At 71.7% G+C, this 15,497-nt stretch carries 13 protein-coding genes; 4 read left to right on the top strand and 9 right to left on the bottom strand.

What is annotated here, in order from left to right; all coding sequences use genetic code 11:
- The 4 genes from RBJ77_RS44185 to RBJ77_RS44200 all read right to left on the bottom strand — a co-directional run.
- Positions 1-257: hypothetical protein (locus tag RBJ77_RS44185; protein WP_372350153.1), on the bottom strand; the 257-nt coding region annotated here is incomplete at its 3' end.
- Between the two features lie 240 nt (positions 258-497).
- Positions 498-1,646, bottom strand: a complete 1,149-nt coding sequence (locus RBJ77_RS44190; protein ID WP_255971756.1) for a cell wall metabolism sensor histidine kinase WalK — start codon at positions 1,644-1,646, stop codon at positions 498-500.
- Complete coding sequence (locus RBJ77_RS44195; RefSeq protein WP_372350154.1) at positions 1,643-2,380, bottom strand: response regulator transcription factor; 738 nt, start codon at positions 2,378-2,380, stop codon at positions 1,643-1,645. Before RBJ77_RS44195 ends, RBJ77_RS44190 begins: the two co-directional genes overlap by 4 nt.
- A 94-nt stretch (positions 2,381-2,474) precedes the next feature.
- Positions 2,475-3,167, bottom strand: coding sequence for a spermidine synthase (locus RBJ77_RS44200; protein WP_372350155.1), 693 nt, complete (start codon positions 3,165-3,167; stop codon positions 2,475-2,477).
- 198 nt (positions 3,168-3,365) lie between these two features.
- Between RBJ77_RS44200 and RBJ77_RS44205 the strand changes: the two genes are divergently transcribed.
- On the top strand, positions 3,366-4,166 hold the full coding sequence (locus tag RBJ77_RS44205; protein ID WP_372350238.1) for a rhomboid-like protein: 801 nt from the start codon (positions 3,366-3,368) through the stop codon (positions 4,164-4,166).
- On the opposite strand, the gene RBJ77_RS44210 is transcribed toward RBJ77_RS44205, so the two are convergent.
- Entirely contained in the window at positions 4,120-5,184 is a 1,065-nt protein-coding gene (locus RBJ77_RS44210; RefSeq protein ID WP_372350156.1) for a DUF3626 domain-containing protein, read from the bottom strand. The genes RBJ77_RS44205 and RBJ77_RS44210 overlap by 47 nt on opposite strands.
- 57 nt (positions 5,185-5,241) lie before the next feature.
- A complete protein-coding gene (locus RBJ77_RS44215) occupies positions 5,242-5,901 on the bottom strand; it encodes a GNAT family N-acetyltransferase (protein WP_372350157.1) in 660 nt (219 codons plus the stop codon).
- A 167-nt stretch (positions 5,902-6,068) separates the two neighbouring features.
- Between RBJ77_RS44215 and lon the strand changes: the two genes are divergently transcribed.
- Positions 6,069-8,477: an endopeptidase La gene (gene lon / locus RBJ77_RS44220; RefSeq protein WP_372350158.1), complete on the top strand. Its 2,409-nt coding sequence runs from the start codon at positions 6,069-6,071 to the stop codon at positions 8,475-8,477.
- Positions 8,478-8,552: 75 nt separating this feature from the next.
- On the opposite strand, the gene RBJ77_RS44225 is transcribed toward lon, so the two are convergent.
- Entirely contained in the window at positions 8,553-9,563 is a 1,011-nt protein-coding gene (locus tag RBJ77_RS44225; RefSeq protein ID WP_372350159.1) for a LuxR C-terminal-related transcriptional regulator, read from the bottom strand.
- Positions 9,564-9,776: 213 nt separating this feature from the next.
- On the opposite strand from RBJ77_RS44225, the gene RBJ77_RS44230 reads away from it, so the two are divergent.
- Positions 9,777-12,557: a M4 family metallopeptidase gene (locus tag RBJ77_RS44230; RefSeq protein ID WP_372350160.1), complete on the top strand. Its 2,781-nt coding sequence runs from the start codon at positions 9,777-9,779 to the stop codon at positions 12,555-12,557.
- 86 nt (positions 12,558-12,643) lie between these two features.
- Here RBJ77_RS44230 and RBJ77_RS44235 read toward each other — a convergent pair whose 3' ends face one another.
- Positions 12,644-13,468, bottom strand: coding sequence for a lysozyme (locus RBJ77_RS44235; RefSeq protein ID WP_372350161.1), 825 nt, complete (start codon positions 13,466-13,468; stop codon positions 12,644-12,646).
- Between the two features lie 287 nt (positions 13,469-13,755).
- On the opposite strand from RBJ77_RS44235, the gene RBJ77_RS44240 reads away from it, so the two are divergent.
- A complete protein-coding gene (locus tag RBJ77_RS44240) occupies positions 13,756-14,268 on the top strand; it encodes a MarR family winged helix-turn-helix transcriptional regulator (RefSeq protein ID WP_372350162.1) in 513 nt (170 codons plus the stop codon).
- Positions 14,269-14,290: 22 nt separating this feature from the next.
- On the opposite strand, the gene RBJ77_RS44245 is transcribed toward RBJ77_RS44240, so the two are convergent.
- Positions 14,291-15,079, bottom strand: a complete 789-nt coding sequence (locus RBJ77_RS44245) for a protein phosphatase 2C domain-containing protein (protein ID WP_372350163.1) — start codon at positions 15,077-15,079, stop codon at positions 14,291-14,293.
- Positions 15,080-15,497: the final 418 nt, after the last annotated feature.

Genomic DNA, 15,497 nt, shown 5'->3' on the forward strand with positions numbered 1-15,497 from the left:
TGGGCCGGGGCGGCCGGCTGCGGGGCCGGCTTCACGGGCTCAGTCGGCGCAGCCCCCGCGGCTGCGGCACCGGGCTTGTAGTCGGCGAAGAAGTCCCACCAGGCTCGGTCAACCGAATTCGGGTCCTGGAGGTACTGCTGATAGATCTCGTCGACGAGCCACTCGTTGGGACCGAAGGCGGCAGCAGGGTTTTTGCCCTGCCCGGCTTGGTCGGTCTCGGTGGAGATGCTCGAGTTACTGGGGGACTGTGGCGACACGGCGTGAACCGCCCTCTTCCGCTTCTCACAAGGTGATGGACAGCGGGAATAAAGGCTACGCCTCCATCGGCGGGGAGTGCAGACCGGGCCGGTGATCCGTCGCGTAAGTCACACTGGAAGCCGTGTTTCGGGCCGGGAAATGGCGGGAAACAACCGAGGTTTCGGTACGACCGGATGCACGCCCGGCGCGTTCGGGTACGCCTCGGCGCGGCTTGACCTCCGCCTGACCGAAACCCTACGTCAACTTTGCGGTCTCGGCTCTCCCGGAAGAGTGACCTTGATCCGGCAGCCGCGCGTCGATTCAGCCACTCCGATGCGGCCGCCGTGCAGGTCCACGGCCCAGCGGGCGATGGCGAGACCGAGGCCGGTGCCCCCGTCGCCCTTGCCCTTGGCCGTGTTCCCCGAGTCCCCGCGGTTGAAGCGCTCGAAGACCCGGTGCCATTCGGACTGCGGGATGCCGGGCCCCTCGTCGAGCACTTCCAGGTCGAGCGACTCCGGAAGGGGACCGCGCCGGGCACGCACGGTGACGCGGCCGTGCGGCGGGGAGTGCTTCACCGCGTTGTCGATGAGATTCGCCACTACCTGGTGGATGCGCTCCGGGTCGGCGTGCGCCGTCAGCTCGGGCGGCGAGACGTCGAGGTGGAGATGGACGTCCGTGCGCGTGTGGGTGCCCGATCCCGAGGCGATGCCCGCGCGCTGCGAGACGGCCATGTTGGCCTCCTTCAGCACGCCCGACAGGTACGGCCAGACCTCGAAACGGCGGGCCTTGAGCGGCACGACACCGTTGTCCAGACGGGAGAGGTCGAGCAGGGTCTCCACGAGTCGGCCCAGCCGCTCCGTCTGCTTGAGCGCGGTGCGCATCGTCTCGGGGTCGGCGGACATGACGCCGTCCACCACGTTCTCCAGCACCGCCCGCAGGCCCGCGATCGGGGTGCGCAGCTCGTGCGAGACGTTCGCCACGAGTTCCTTGCGCTGCTGGTCCTGCGCGGCCAGCTCGTCGGCCATGCGGTTGATCGTGACGGCCAGGTCGCCCAGCTCGTCACGGCGGTCGGCGCCGCGCACCCGCCGCGTGTAGTCGCCGTTGGAGATCGACCGGGCCACCGTGTTCATCTCGTCCAGCGGCGCGGTCAGCGAATGGGCCACGAACTGGGTGATCAACAGCGTCGCGATGATCGAGAACACCGTGATGAAGCGCAGCTCCGTCGCCGTGTACATCGCCACCATGAGCAGGCCCGTGGTGATGAAGACCGACACGACGACGAGCGTGCCGAGCTTCGCCTTGATCGAGAAGGGGCGCAGCCCGCCCGACGCCCAGTGCGGGTTGAGGGGCGGCCGCTGGGGTCGCCCGTACAAGGCCCTCTCGTGGGGGGCCCGGTCCCCGGCGCTCATGGGGTCGGCGTCTCCAGCGCGTAGCCCACACCGTGCACGGTGCGGATGCGCTCCGCGCCGATCTTCCGGCGCAGCGCCTTGATGTGGCTGTCGACCGTCCGCGTGCCCGACGCGTCCGCCCAGTCCCACACCTCGGCGAGCAGCTGCTCGCGGGAGAGGACCGCGCGCGGCGTGTTCGCCAGGCACACGAGGAGGTCGAACTCGGTGGGAGTGAGGTGCACGTCCTCGCTCCTGACCCGGACGCGGCGCTGCGCGTGGTCGATCTCCAGCTCGCCGAGCCGGAGGATGCCGCTGCGCGGCGTCGCGGCGGCCAGCGCCGCGCGCTCCACCCGCCGCAGCAGCACGTGCACCCGTGCCGCCAGTTCCCGCATGGAGAACGGCTTGGTCATGTAGTCGTCGGCACCCACGCCGAGGCCCACCAGCATGTCCGTCTCGTCGTCGCGCGCCGTGAGCATCAGCACCGGAACCGGTCGCTGAGCCTGCACGCGGCGGCATACCTCGAGTCCGTCGAACCCGGGCAGCATGATGTCGAGGATCAGCAGGTCGGGCTGCCATGCCTCGGCCGTGTCGACCGCCGCCGGACCGTCCTGTGCGGTTTGCACGAGGAATCCCTCGGCCCGCAGCCGGGCGGCGATGGCGTCCACGATCGTGGGATCGTCCTCGACGACCAGGATCCGTCGCTGGGCACCCGGGGTCGCCGTGTTGCCGTTGTGGGAGGTGTGTGTCTGCTCCATCGCCCCGCCCCTGAATGCGCGCCCTCGTGACGCGCTTGACGCTTGAATGATCTGGGTTTCGGACGTCAGCGTACGGGGAGTTACCGCCGGTCGGCTACGCGGCCCGTACTGCGACGTGCACCACGTCCGGTACGCCCCGGACAACCGGGATCTCTTCGGTGCGGACCGCCTGGAATCCGGCATTCCACAAGGTTCCTTCGAAAATTTCGGAGGGCCGTGCCGACCAGACCGCCAGCACACCGCCGGGGCTGAGGCGGGATTTGCAGGTGGCGAGACCGGAAAACGAGTAAAGGCTGTCGTTGTCCTCGGTGACCGTCCAGTCCGGTCCGTTGTCGATGTCGAGGCAGAGCGCGTCGTAGGTCTCCGCCGACGTGTGGAGGTGCTGGACGAGATCGGCCTCGACGATCTCGGTGCGCGGGTCGGCGACGGCCGCGGCGGACAGGTCGCGCAGCGGCCCGTCGACGTGCCAGTCGATGATGGCCCGCTCGCGCTCGACGACCGTGATGCGGCCCCAGTACGGGTCCGCCGCCGCGTGGGCCAGGGAGAACCCGACGCCCAGGCCGCCGATGAGCACGTGCGGTGCGGCGCGTCCCGGGCCCAGTTCGTCCCGGGCGGTGTCGACGAGCAGCCGCTCCGACCGTCCGTCGGACGTGTCCATCAGGAACGTGCCGTTGGCGATGATCTGCAGCAGCGCGCCGTGCCGCCGCAGCACCACCTCGCCGTGGGGGCCGGTGCGGCGGTCCAGAACTCGGGGCTGGTCGTGGTCGGCGTACGGGGCGGTGGTCATGCGGGCCATCCTTGCGGACCGTGGTCGGCCGGGGGGCGACTTCGGCCCCGTCTAGGGTGGTCGCACGGTTGCGGAGGCTGCCGGGCGCTGTGAGGTTGCTGTGGATCGGGTCGCGTGTGGCGTCGGTCATGGACAGCGCCGCGGGGCGGGGCGAACCGTGGGTCGGATCGGTACGGAAGGGGTGCCCGCGTGTCGTACGTGGAACAAGGCGTGACGGCCGGCGTCGAGCGGACGACCGGCACCGGGGTCCTTCTCGACGCGGTCCCGGCGCAGCCGAGGCCACCCGTCCTTGAGGGCCCGCCGCCCGCCCGGCGACGCCGTCCGCGGGTCTGGCGGCTGCTGCCCACGCCGACCGGGACGCCCTTCACCTTCGCCTACGCCTGTGTGCTGGTCGGCACCTCGCTGTTCATGGAGTTCGCCGACCCGGACACGGTCTCCACCGCCCTGCGGGCCTCCAGCACCGACGTCACCCATCTGGCCCAGAACCCGGCGCTCGTGCTCGTCGCCAGCGCGCTGTGGATCGCGGGCGGGCTCACGTCACCGTTCGTGATCGCCTTCGTGGTGGTCCTGACCGCGCTGGAGCGCCGGACGGGCGGGCTGCGCACCGCCGGGGTCTTCGTCCTCGGCCACGTCCTCGCGACCCTCGCGACCGAGGTGCCGGTCGGCCTGTCCGTGATGGCCGGCCACCTCCCGGACAGTTCGCTGCACCGCCTCGACTACGGCATCAGCTTCGGCGTCGCCGCCAGCATCGGCGCCCTCGCGGGGCTGCTCACGCCGTGGCTGCGCTGGGGGGTGCTGCTCGGGTTCGGGGCGATGCTGGTCCAGGACCTGATCGCGTTCACCGACCCGATGACCGGCTGGGGGCATCTGACGGCCCTCGCGATCGGCGTAGCGACGTGGCCGCTCGTGCGGCGCCGGCGGGCCCGCACGGACCGGGCGCCCGGCCGGCCGGTCACCGAGCCGACCCGAACCGCACGAGGCAGTGCCACAGCTGCTTGACGTACTGCAGGACGTCGTCCTGACCGCCGTACGCCGCCCAGCTCCCGGGCGACCGGACCACGGACGCGGCGGCCCGGCCGACGACGGCCGCGTCGATGCCGCCGCCGTCCCCGAACTCCGCGCGCACCCGGGCCGCGACCGCGGGCAGCGCCGGGCCGCGGAAGGCGGCCAGGTCCTCGTCCGGCACGTCGGGGCCGAGCACGAACCCGCCGTGCCACTCGACCGGGACACCGAGCCCGGCGAGCAGGTCACCGGTGCGCGTCCCGCGGAACGACGGGTCGAGGACGAGCGCCTCGGCGTCCCGGCGCAGGTCCACGTCGGCGTGCACCTGCGCCTCGACGTAGAAGTCGAGCGAGCGCCCGGGGCCGCGCGCCGGCGACCGCGGCAGGGCGCGGATCACCGCGACCGGGTCGGCGCCCGCGACGCCCAGTGACTGGCCGCTGCGCGCCGCGTCCTCGACGAGCGCGGCGAGGACCGGGTGCAGGGCGTCGGCGGTGCCGGTGTCGGCCGGGCCCAGGTGACTGTCGCCGAAGCAGAACGTGGCCCGTGCGGCCGCCGCCGCGCGCAGCCGCACGTGGCACGAGCCGAACCGGGGCGCGGCGCCGTCCGCGTGCCGCATCACGTCGAGCGCGCCGTACTTGGGCCGTTCCGTCGCGGCGGCCGTCGCGTAGGCGCCCGCGAACAGCTGCTCCTCCCAGCCGTCCCGCAGTCCGCCGGGGTGCGCGGTGCGGCTGCCGTTCGACAGGCCCGTCTCGTACTGGCCGCGGTAGCGGCCGTCCGCGGCGAGCCGGTCGGCGACGGTGGTGCGGCGGTCGCCGAGGAGCCGGTCCGGGTGGAAGTTCAGGGTGATGCGGGCGTGGGCGCGCAGCGCCGCGATCAGGGTCTCGGCCAGGTCGGGTCCGACGCCGTGGGCCGCCAGGCGGGCCAGGGCGTCGGCGCGGCCCGCGCCCGCGACCGTGCGCAGGTGCCGGAGCGCGGCCTCCTGGGCGCGGGTCGGCGTGATCGCCGGTGCGGTCATCACCGCAGTATCGGGCGGCGCGGGACCCCCCGGCAAAGGAATTCGGGGCCCGGCCGGTCAGTCGCTCGCGCCTGCGTACTTCGCGTTGGTCAGCGGTGCCACCACGCGCCAGCCGAGCGACTCGTAGAGCAGGTGTCCCTCGGGCGTGCAGGCCAGCACGGCGCGGGTCGCGCCCTGGGCGGCCGCCGCCGCGTGGAGGGTGCGCATCACCGTCGTGCCGAGGCCCTTGCGGCGGTGCAGGGCGGACGTCTCGATCTGGTCGACGACCGCGCTCGCGCCGGTCGGGGCGACCTGGCCGCGCGCCGCGAACGAGCCGTCGGCGTCGGTCAGCATGACCCGGACGACGCCGCCGCGCGACCAGGTGTGCAGGCGGTATCCGGCAGGGGCGTCGGGGGCCGGCCGCGGTGTCAGGTCCGTCGTCATCAGCCAGTCGCCCGACCCGTACGGCTCCCACTCCGGGCCCAGCCACGGCAGCACCCGCGCCGGGTCGGCGAAGACCTTCAGGTGGAAGCCGCGGCCGCGGGTCGACTCGGCGGCCTTGCGCACGTCGTCCTCGTGCACGTCGTCGTTCGTGGCGCCCAGGACGTGCCGGCCCACGTGCTGCTCAAGGCCCACGTGGATCGTGTAGCCCCAGGGCTCGACGAGCGGCGGGGCGGCTCCCCGCGAGAGGACCCAGCCGTCGACCCAGTTCCGTACGTGCTCGTCGCCGCTCACCATGGCCACCCTCAGAAGAAGTAATGGTCTCTATCGGTGACTGAACCTTACTGCCCGCCTTTTTCCTGGCGACAGAGGTGATCGCTCAGAGCGAACACCTGTCGGGGAACATCCGGAAGCTCCCGTGCATTGAGTCGACATAGCTCAACTTGACTGCCGAAGGGGAGATCATGGCTTCGACGTCCAACCCGCTCACCCTGCCCGTGCTGCCGCTCGACGACGAGGTCGTGCTGCCCGGAATGGTGGTGCCCCTGGACCTGAACGACACCGACGTACGCGCCGCGGTGGAGGCCGCACAGGCCGCCGCCCGTACCGGACCCAGCAAGCCGAAGGTGCTGCTTGTTCCACGGATCGACGGCACGTACGCGAACACGGGGGTGCTCGGCACCGTCGAGCAGGTGGGACGCCTCGCCGACGGCGACCCGGGCGCGCTGATCCGCGGCGTCGGCCGCGTCCGCATCGGCGCCGGGACCACCGGCCCGGGCGCCGCCCTGTGGGTGGAGGGCCTGACGATCGAGGAGACCGTGCCGGACCCGGTGCCCGGCGCCGTGACCGAACTGGTCAAGGAGTACAAGGCGCTCGCCACGAACTGGCTGAAGAAGCGTGGCGCCTGGCAGGTCGTGGACCGCGTCCAGGCCATCGACGACGTCTCTGCGCTCGCCGACAACTCCGGCTACTCGCCGTTCCTCACGACCGCCCAGAAGGTCGAGCTCCTGGAGACCGCCGACCCGGTCGCCCGCCTCAAGCTCGCCACCGCCCAGCTGCGTGAGCACCTCGCCGAGCAGGACGTCGCCGAGACCATCGCCAAGGACGTCCAGGAGGGCGTCGACAAGCAGCAGCGCGAGTTCCTCCTGCGCCGTCAGCTCGACGCCGTCCGCAAGGAGCTGCGCGAGCTCAACGGCGAGCAGGACGGCGAGGAGTCCGACGACTACCGCTCCCGCGTCGAGGCCGCCGACCTGCCGGAGAACGTCCGGGAGGCCGCCCTCAAGGAGGTCGACAAGCTGGAGCGGTCCAGCGACCAGTCGCCGGAGGGCTCCTGGATCAGGACCTGGCTCGACACCGTCCTCGAACTCCCCTGGAACGAGCGGACCGAGGACCGGTACGACATCCAGGGCGCCCAGGCCGTCCTCGACGCCGAGCACGCGGGCCTGCAGGACGTGAAGGAGCGCATCACCGAGTACCTGGCCGTGCGCAAGCGGCGCGCGGACCGCGGTCTGGGTGTCGTCGGCGGACGGCGCGGCGGTGCCGTGCTCGCGCTCGTCGGCCCGCCCGGCGTCGGCAAGACGTCGCTCGGCGAGTCCGTCGCGCACGCCATGGGCCGCAAGTTCGTCCGCGTCGCGCTGGGCGGCGTGCGTGACGAGGCGGAGATCCGCGGCCACCGGCGTACGTACGTCGGCGCGCTGCCCGGCCGCATCGTCCGCGCCATCAAGGAGGCCGGGTCGATGAACCCGGTCGTGCTCCTCGACGAGATCGACAAGGTCGGCTCCGACTTCCGCGGCGACCCGGCCGCGGCCCTGCTCGAAGTCCTCGACCCGGCGCAGAACCACACCTTCCGCGACCACTACCTGGAGGTCGAACTCGACCTGTCCGACGTCGTGTTCCTCGCGACGGCGAACGTGCTCGAAGCCATCCCCGAGGCCCTGCTCGACCGCATGGAGCTGGTCCGCCTCGACGGCTACACCGAGGACGAGAAGGTCGTCATCGCCCGCGACCACCTGGTGCCCCGGCAGCTGGAGCGCGCGGGCCTGGGCGAGGACGAGGTCGTCATCGGCGAGGACGCGCTGCGCAAGCTGGCCGGCGAGTACACGCGGGAGGCCGGCGTCCGCAACCTGGAGCGGGCCGTCACCCGGGTGCTCCGCAAGGTGGCCGCACAGCACGAACTCGGCGACCGGGAGCTGCCGTTCACGGTCGGCGAGGGTGATCTGCGGGCGCTGATCGGGCGGCCGCACCACGTGCCCGAGTCGGCGCAGGACCCGGCCGAGCGGCGCACGGCGGTGCCGGGCGTGGCGACCGGACTCGCGGTGACCGGTGCCGGTGGTGACGTGCTCTTCGTGGAGGCGTCCCTCGCCGACCCGGAGACCGGCGCGGCCGGACTGACCCTCACCGGTCAGTTGGGCGACGTCATGAAGGAGTCCGCGCAGATCGCGCTCTCCTTCCTGCGCTCGCACGGCGCCGAACTGGAGCTGCCCGTCGCCGACCTGAAGGAGCGCGGCGTGCACATCCACTTCCCGGCCGGCGCGGTCCCGAAGGACGGGCCGAGCGCGGGCGTCACCATGACGACCGCCCTCGCGTCGCTGCTGAGCGGACGTCTCGTCCGTACGGACGTGGCGATGACCGGCGAGGTCTCGCTGACCGGGCGGGTGCTGCCGATCGGCGGCGTCAAGCAGAAGCTGCTCGCCGCGCACCGCGCCGGGATCACGACCGTGATCATCCCGAAGCGGAACGAGGCCGACCTGGACGACGTCCCGGCGGAGGTCCTGGAGAAGCTGGACGTGCACCCGGTGACGGACGTGCGCCAGGTCCTCGAACTGGCCCTGGCGCCCGTCTCGTCGGGACTGGAGGTTCCGGTCGCTGCGTGACGGACGCGGCCGGACGACGAAGGCCCGGGCCCCGCAGGGGGTCCGGGCCTTCCGGCGTTCCGGGGCTTGTGGCGCTCAGACGGTGAGCCAGCCCCGCAGCGTCGCCTGCACCCCGGCCTGGAAGCGGGTCTGCGCGTTCAGCTCCTGCATGAGGCGGGTGATCCGGCGGCGCACGGTGTGCACGTGGATGTCCAGGCGCCGCGCGATCGCCTCGTCCTTCAGGCCGGAGGAGAGCATCGTCAGCAACTCCCGGTCCACGTCGGTGATCCGCTCCCGCTCGGCGGACCCGATCGGCACCGCCCGCTCCCACAGCGCGTCGAACAGCGGACCCAGCGCGTTGCCCAGCAGCGCGTCGCTCACCACGAGCGCCGACGCCGTCGGGTCCGCCGCGTCGGTCGGCGGCAGCAGCGTGACGCGCCGGTCGACGGTGAACATCTTGGTGGGCAGGTCCGTGCCCAGCCGGATCTGCACCCCCTGCTCGGCCAGCTCGTTCAGCCCGCGGGCCCGGCCGTGGAAGCTGAGGCCCTCCCGGTCGACGATGGCCCGCACCCGCGCCCCGCGCCGCACCGGCGCCCCCATGTCCAGCGGCGTCGGCATGCCGTCGGGCTGGCTGGAGGCGTAGGGCGGCCGGTCGATCAGGGCCACCTCCTCGCGCGCCGACATCAGCAGCGCCGCCACCCGCTCGGCGATCGCCGGGCCGCCCCGCACGGTCTCGATGCCGATCTCCCGGGGATCCTGCGCCGTGCTCAGGAGCTGCGCCGACATCCGGTCCACCGACCCGGTCAGCTCCTCCAGCTCCGCCGAGCGGTGCAGGAGTTGCGCCTGGTGCTGGTGGAGCATGTTGCGCAGGGCCGTCGCCGGGGCGACCGGCCGGGGCAGCGCCGAGCCGCCGGCGGGCCGGGTGAAGTCGTGCGCGGCGAGCTGGTCGAGGGCGGCCGCGACCCGGCGGACCGGGAGGCCGAGGGAGCGGGCGAGCGCGGCACGGGACGGCTGCCCCGGCCGGTTGAGCAGCGCTTCGTAGACCTGGAGCCCGTCGGCGCCGAGCCCGAGGGCCTCCCACTGCGCGTCCACGTCGGCCTGTCCCACGGCGCGATTCTCGCCCGGTCCGTGCAGGCCACACAAGTGTGCACGTACACAAGTAAGCACCGGCAACGCATTGTTCACGGCCGTGCCGCGGCCTTTGCATGTCCGCATCCGATTTCCGTTCACCCGCCGATGGCAGCGAAGGGATCAGACGTGCGGACTTCAGCGCGTAGAAACAGAGCAGACCGGCCGGGCGGCATAGCCGTCGGCCAGGGCGTGGCGGCGCTGCTCGCCGCCGCCGGGCTCCTCGTGACCGGCATGACGGCCGCCCACGCGGACCCCGCACCGCCGGCCGCGGCCACCACCGCGAGCCCCGACACCGACACCCCGTCGCTGGTGACCGGGCTGGACGAGGAGGTCCCGGCGACCGGCGCCGCGGCCGACGCCGCCCGCGGCCACCTCAAGGCGAAGAAGGGCCGCTACCACATCGCGGACACCTCGGCGAAGGACCTCGCGACGGTGTCCACCGACAGCGAGGGCGGCAAGGAGACGGTCCGGCTCCAGCAGAAGTACCGGGGCGTCGAGGTGCTCGGCGGCCAGTACGTGGTCCGGATGACGAAGAAGGACGGCAGACGGACCGTCACCGGCACCTCCGGCAGCTACTTCACGCAGCTGAAGCTCGACTCGGTCACCCCGAAGGTCTCCGAGAAGATGGCGGTCCAGCGTGCGATCGCCGCCGTCCGCACGCAGTTGGGCGGTGGTCCGCTGCGCGCCCCGGCCAAGGGCGAGAAGCTCGACACGACGCCCCTCACCGGCACGGCCGGCGACGTGACGATCCTGCCGCAGGGCACCGGCGTGCTCACCCGGCACATCACCGTCACGGGCACCGACCCGGCGGACGGCACCGCCGTCAAGCAGGAGGTGTACGTCGACGCGCACTCCGGCTTCCCGCTGCTCCAGTACAGCGGCATCCAGACGTTCGGGTCGACGGCCGCCGCCTCCGGCGCCACGGGCGACGCGGCCGGGCCGGCCGACTGGCCGCCCAACCCGGCGGGTGACGTCTCCGTGGTCAACGGCACCGGCGTCCGCTACAACGGCGCGAAGGCCGACCTCAATCTGTACAAGGACACCAAGGGTGTCTACCAGATGATCGACTACGGCTTCCGGGACCCGGCCAACCCCTTCGTCGGCCCCATGCTGAAGACGTGGGACGCCCGCGGGATCGACGTCTCCAGCGCCTCCGGCGTCTGGCCCAGCGGCGCCAAGGCCTTCACGTCGGACACCAAGGACCTCGGCGCGGACTTCACCGACTCCGGTGCGGTGGACGCCCATTGGGCCGCCAACAAGGTGTACGGCTATTACAAGAGCCACTTCGGCCGCAAGGGGCTCGACGACAAGGACGGGTACATGTACTCGCTCGTCGGCGTCACCGCGAACGGCCAGCCGTACAACAACGCCTTCTGGGACGGCACCAAGATGGTGTACGGCCAGGGCGGCGGCGACTACCGCACCTTCTCGGCGGACACCGACGTCGTCGGCCACGAGATGACGCACGGCGTGGTGCAGCACACCGCGAACCTCGTCTACGCGGGCCAGTCGGGCGCCATCAACGAGGCGATCGCCGACTACTTCGGCAACGCCATCGACCTGGAGGCCAACGGCCAGTCCATGGACGATCCGGACTCGGGTCTGCTCGGCGAGGACCTGTGCACCACGCTCGGCCCGCGCGAATGCGCCCTGCGCGACCTGAACAACGACCTCACCACGGCGAAGGACCTCGTCGGCACCTCGTACCGCGGTGACAGCGGCGGCGTGCACCTCAACTCGCCGATCTTCTCCGGCGCGTTGTGGGACATCCGCAAGAGCCTCGGCGCCGAACGCTCCGACCAGATCGTCTACCGCGCGCTGTCCGCGTACATGACGCCGCTGGACGGCTTCACCGAGGGCCGCGCCGCGGTGCTCGCCGCGGCGAAGGAACTGGGCGCCACCAAGGCCCAGCTCTCCACCGTCCAGGGCGCCTTCGCCCGGCACGGCATCGTGCCCGGCTGGGAGTCGAAGCTCGGCACCGACACGGACACCGTGCTGTCCGAGGTCAACGTGGCCGGCACCGGCGTCTCGGCGGGCGGCGGCACCTACGCCCTGTCCCGCTCGAACGAGGACGGCAGCGAGCCGTACTCGGTGTGGGCGGGCAGCAGCACCGGCAAGGACGCCCCGCACCAGGTCAGCCCCAACAACGGCAACTACAACGTCTACGCGAGCACCGACGGCAAGAACGTGGCCTGGGCGGAGTTCGCCTACGACTCGGTGAAGATCCACGTCCGCCCGCTGGCCGGCGGGCTCGACAAGGTCGTCGACGGGATCGGCGCCAACGTCACGTCGGTCGAGCTCGACGGCGACGTCCTCGTGTACTCCTACGTCAACCCGCGGACCGGCTACGAGCAGGCCCGTTACGTCAACATCAGGACGGGTGCCACCAAGGAGCTCGCGCCCAACCCCCTGAGCGTCACCGGTCTGACCTCGGTGCGTGACGGCAAGATCGCCTACGCGAAGATGTGGGCGGAGTCCGACGGGTACAAGCTGGGCGTCGAGGTCTACGACACCGCCACCGACACGACGCAGCTGATGCCGGTCGACAGCAGCGCGGTCGTCGGCATCGGCCAGACCGCCCTCACCGACGACGGCGTCTTCTGGGTCGAGGACGGCGACGGCACCGACCAGGGCCAGGCCGCCGTGATGCGTGCGAACGCCGACGGCACCGCCCGCACCACGATCGTCCCGGAGACGGGAGCCACGTCGCTGTACGCGTACCAGCTGACCGCTTCCGACGACGCCGTCACCGTCCTGACGCTGCCGCCGGCCACGTGGTGGACCAACGAGACGCTGCCGAAGCTGTACCAGGTGGCGCCCGACGGCAAGGGCGGCGCCCAGCGCGTCTCCTGCAACCGCGGCGACCAGGTCTACCCGGCCGCCGACACCGGCAAGCGGGTGCTGTGGCTGGACGGCACGACCGGCGAGACCAACCTCGTCAAGCGGGACCGCCCGGCGGGCAAGTGCTGAGCGCCGTCGCCGAGTTGACCCGCTGAGGTGAGCGGACGGCGGCCGGACTCCCGGAGGGGGGAGCCCGGCCGCCTTCGCGCGTGAGGTCAGCCGTTCGCGAGGGCGACCACGCGGTCGAGCGCCCCGTTGAACTTGTTGTGGTCACCGACCGTCGGGCCGGACGACGTGTACTGCCACATGGTGTAGAAGCCCCAGCCGGCCGGGAGCGTGCCCGGGTCGGAGGCGTACCGGGCGATCCACAGCGGGTTGGTGGAGGAGAAGGCGCTGGAGTTGCCGGTGCACTGCGTCCACCAGCTCGTCGCCGTGTAGATGACGGGGTCGCGGCCGGTACGGGCCTTGTACTGGTTCACGAAGTCCCGGATCCAGGTCACCATCGCGCTCTGCGTCTTGCCGTAGCAGGCGGCGCCGTAAGGGTTCCACTCGATGTCGAGCGCGCCCGGCAGCGTCTTGCCGTCCTTCGACCAGCCGCCCCCGTGGTCCACGAAGTAGTTGGCCTGGGTGGCGCCGCTCGTCGTGTCCGGCGTCGCGAAGTGGTAGGAGCCGCGGATCATGCCCACGTTGTACGAGCCGTTGTACTGCTGCGCGAAGTAGGGGTTCGTGTAGTACGTGCCCTCGGTGGCCTTGACGTAGGCCCATTTCACGCCGCTGTTCCAGAGCGTCGACCAGGCCACGTTGCCCTGGTGGCTGCTGACGTCCACGCCCTCGGTCTGCACGGCGCGGGAGACCGGCGGCTTGCCGGTGTCGCCGTCGTGCGCCGCGACGCCGATGCCCATGAAGGCCTCACCGCGCTGGGGGACGTCGGCGGCCTGGGCCGCGCTCGGGAGGGTGAACAGGAGGGAGAGTGCTGCGAGGAGGGTTCCGGCGACGCCGAGGCGGCGACGGCCGGTCGGTCTGTGCTTGTGCACGGGCATTGCATGCCTCCGAAGGCCTCGTGGGGGATCAGGAATCACTGATCGGGGACCTGTGCTGTGCGGCTGCTGTGCGACTGCTGTGCGATGTGCATGGGGGTCTGTCGACATGTCAGTACGCGTGACTGGAATGGACATGCCATGCATGACGCTACGCATGTAGACCCGTGGGAGGGAAGGGGGCCTGGATGCTGCCGTTGGTCTACTCCTGCGAAATACTGACGGAGCTGCGGCAATGGCGGCGATTGGCGAAAACTTTCAGAATCGGGAAACCCGGGGAATCTCTGGCCATGGGTGCTGACGTGCGCGAAGACGGGAACGGCGAGCGGCGGAACGCGGAACGCGACGCGAATTCTGCCGCCGGGCCGACTGGTGTGGACCACGAGTTCCTGGCCCTGGAACGAGAGTTGACCGTCTTCCTGCGGCGCGCCAGGGCCTCGTCGGGCGAGATGGCCCGCGAGGTCCACCCCGACCTGGAACCCGCCGCGTACGGACTCCTCGTACGCCTGGAGGAGTGCGGCGCCCAGCGGGCCACCGAACTCGCCGCCTACATCGGGGTCGGCAAGGCGACGATGAGCCGCCAGCTGCGCGCCCTGGAGGAACTCGGCTTCGTCGCCCGCGAACCCGACCCGGCCGACGGCCGCGCCTGGCTCGTCTCCCTCACGGACCGCGGCCGCGCCGACTTCCGCCAGGTGCGCGACGCCCGCCGGATGCGGTACGTGCGGCAGCTGGCGGGGTGGGACCGGCGCGAGGTGGCGGAACTGGCGCGGTTGCTGCACCAGTTGAACGCCGGAGACGAATAGCCGGGCCCCGGGGCGCCGGCCTTCACAACTCCACGTACACCAGCGACGCGTCGTCGTGGGTCTTGCCGCGGCGCAGGTACGTGCGGGACTCCGCGTCCGCGAGTTCCAGGGAGCGGACGCGGGCCAGTGTCGCCTCCGTGCCCTCCTTGCGGACGAGGGCGAACAGGTCGGCCCAGTCGCCCTCGTGGAACTTCTCCACCCAGCGCGTCACGCCGTCGGTCAGTGCGGCGAGGGCGCGGACCTCGGCGCGGGGGAGCGTGCCGGTCACCGCTCGGGCCGCGACCGACGGGTCCGCGGCCGCCGTGAAGAAGCCGCCCTCCTTGTTGCGCACGGTCGCGTCGGCCACCTCGTTCGAGACCAGGGACGAGCGCGGGACCCGGTCGAGACGGTCGTCGAGCAGCGGAGTGACGGTGCCGTCGGGCGCCTCCACGAGCAACGCCGAGTCGGACAGCACCAGATGCTCCACCCGGTCGGCGTCCCAGCGGGCGAGGACGACGGTTGCCTGCGGAGTGCGCGGGTGAGAAAGGTCACAGGTGGCTCGATGGGTGTCGGCGGTACGGGCGATGGCCGCCGCCAGGATGTCAAGCAACGTCACATCCCGCCGCGAAGCGGACAGTTCGGCCAGCGCGCCACCGAGCCGGGCCGTGAACCAGGGGACGGAATGCAGACAGCCGTCGTCGCCGGGCGGGGGTGTGACCCCGTCGAGGACGACGAGTGATCCGCCCTGCCCGGAGGCCGGAACCGCGACCGACGCGTAGTCCTCGTTCGGGCGGGCAGGGTCCCCGGGTTCGGTGCTCAGTTCGATGCGCATCCGGCCAGTCTGCACGAGCCCTTCACAAGGGTGTCGGAAGCGTGCGAGTTGGTCCGTACTGGCAGGTCGGGCGCCGGTTTTGGGGCGGAATGATCAACTCCGCAGAGACGTGGCGGGGCATCTTGCCAAAGCCTGTGAAGGACGTCCAACCGGCGCGCTGTGCCGAGTGGATGGCCGTATGCAGGGAACTTGCCCCTCAACTCCCGCTCGATGTTCACTCCTTCGGGTGGCGGGCCAGGTGATGTGCGCCCCCTGCTCACCGGCACTGGAATGGTCAGGAGCCATGCCAGCGGGGCGCGCGCGTTGACGGACCGTCACCCGGGCCCATGGGTAGGACGAGTCAGGAATGCGAGCACCAGGTGCGGAACACCTCCGGCGGTAGTGGGGCCAGTGGGCTGGGTGAGTCGGGTGGTGTTCA

The organism is Streptomyces sp. KL116D, assembly GCF_030766975.1.
Lineage (GTDB): Bacteria > Actinomycetota > Actinomycetes > Streptomycetales > Streptomycetaceae > Streptomyces > Streptomyces longispororuber_A.

Excerpts from the sequence above, each read along its gene's own strand:
- RBJ77_RS44190 (WP_255971756.1), bottom strand. The coding sequence starts at position 1,646 with ATGAGCGCCGGGGACCGGGCCCCCCACGAGAGGGCCTTGTACGGGCGA.
- RBJ77_RS44195 (WP_372350154.1), bottom strand. The coding sequence starts at position 2,380 with ATGGAGCAGACACACACCTCCCACAACGGCAACACGGCGACCCCGGGT.
- RBJ77_RS44200 (WP_372350155.1), bottom strand. The coding sequence starts at position 3,167 with ATGACCACCGCCCCGTACGCCGACCACGACCAGCCCCGAGTTCTGGAC.
- RBJ77_RS44210 (WP_372350156.1), bottom strand. The coding sequence starts at position 5,184 with ATGACCGCACCGGCGATCACGCCGACCCGCGCCCAGGAGGCCGCGCTC.
- RBJ77_RS44215 (WP_372350157.1), bottom strand. The coding sequence starts at position 5,901 with ATGGTGAGCGGCGACGAGCACGTACGGAACTGGGTCGACGGCTGGGTC.
- lon (WP_372350158.1), top strand. The coding sequence starts at position 6,069 with ATGGCTTCGACGTCCAACCCGCTCACCCTGCCCGTGCTGCCGCTCGAC.
- RBJ77_RS44235 (WP_372350161.1), bottom strand. The coding sequence starts at position 13,468 with ATGCCCGTGCACAAGCACAGACCGACCGGCCGTCGCCGCCTCGGCGTC.
- RBJ77_RS44240 (WP_372350162.1), top strand. The coding sequence starts at position 13,756 with ATGGGTGCTGACGTGCGCGAAGACGGGAACGGCGAGCGGCGGAACGCG.
- RBJ77_RS44245 (WP_372350163.1), bottom strand. The coding sequence starts at position 15,079 with ATGCGCATCGAACTGAGCACCGAACCCGGGGACCCTGCCCGCCCGAAC.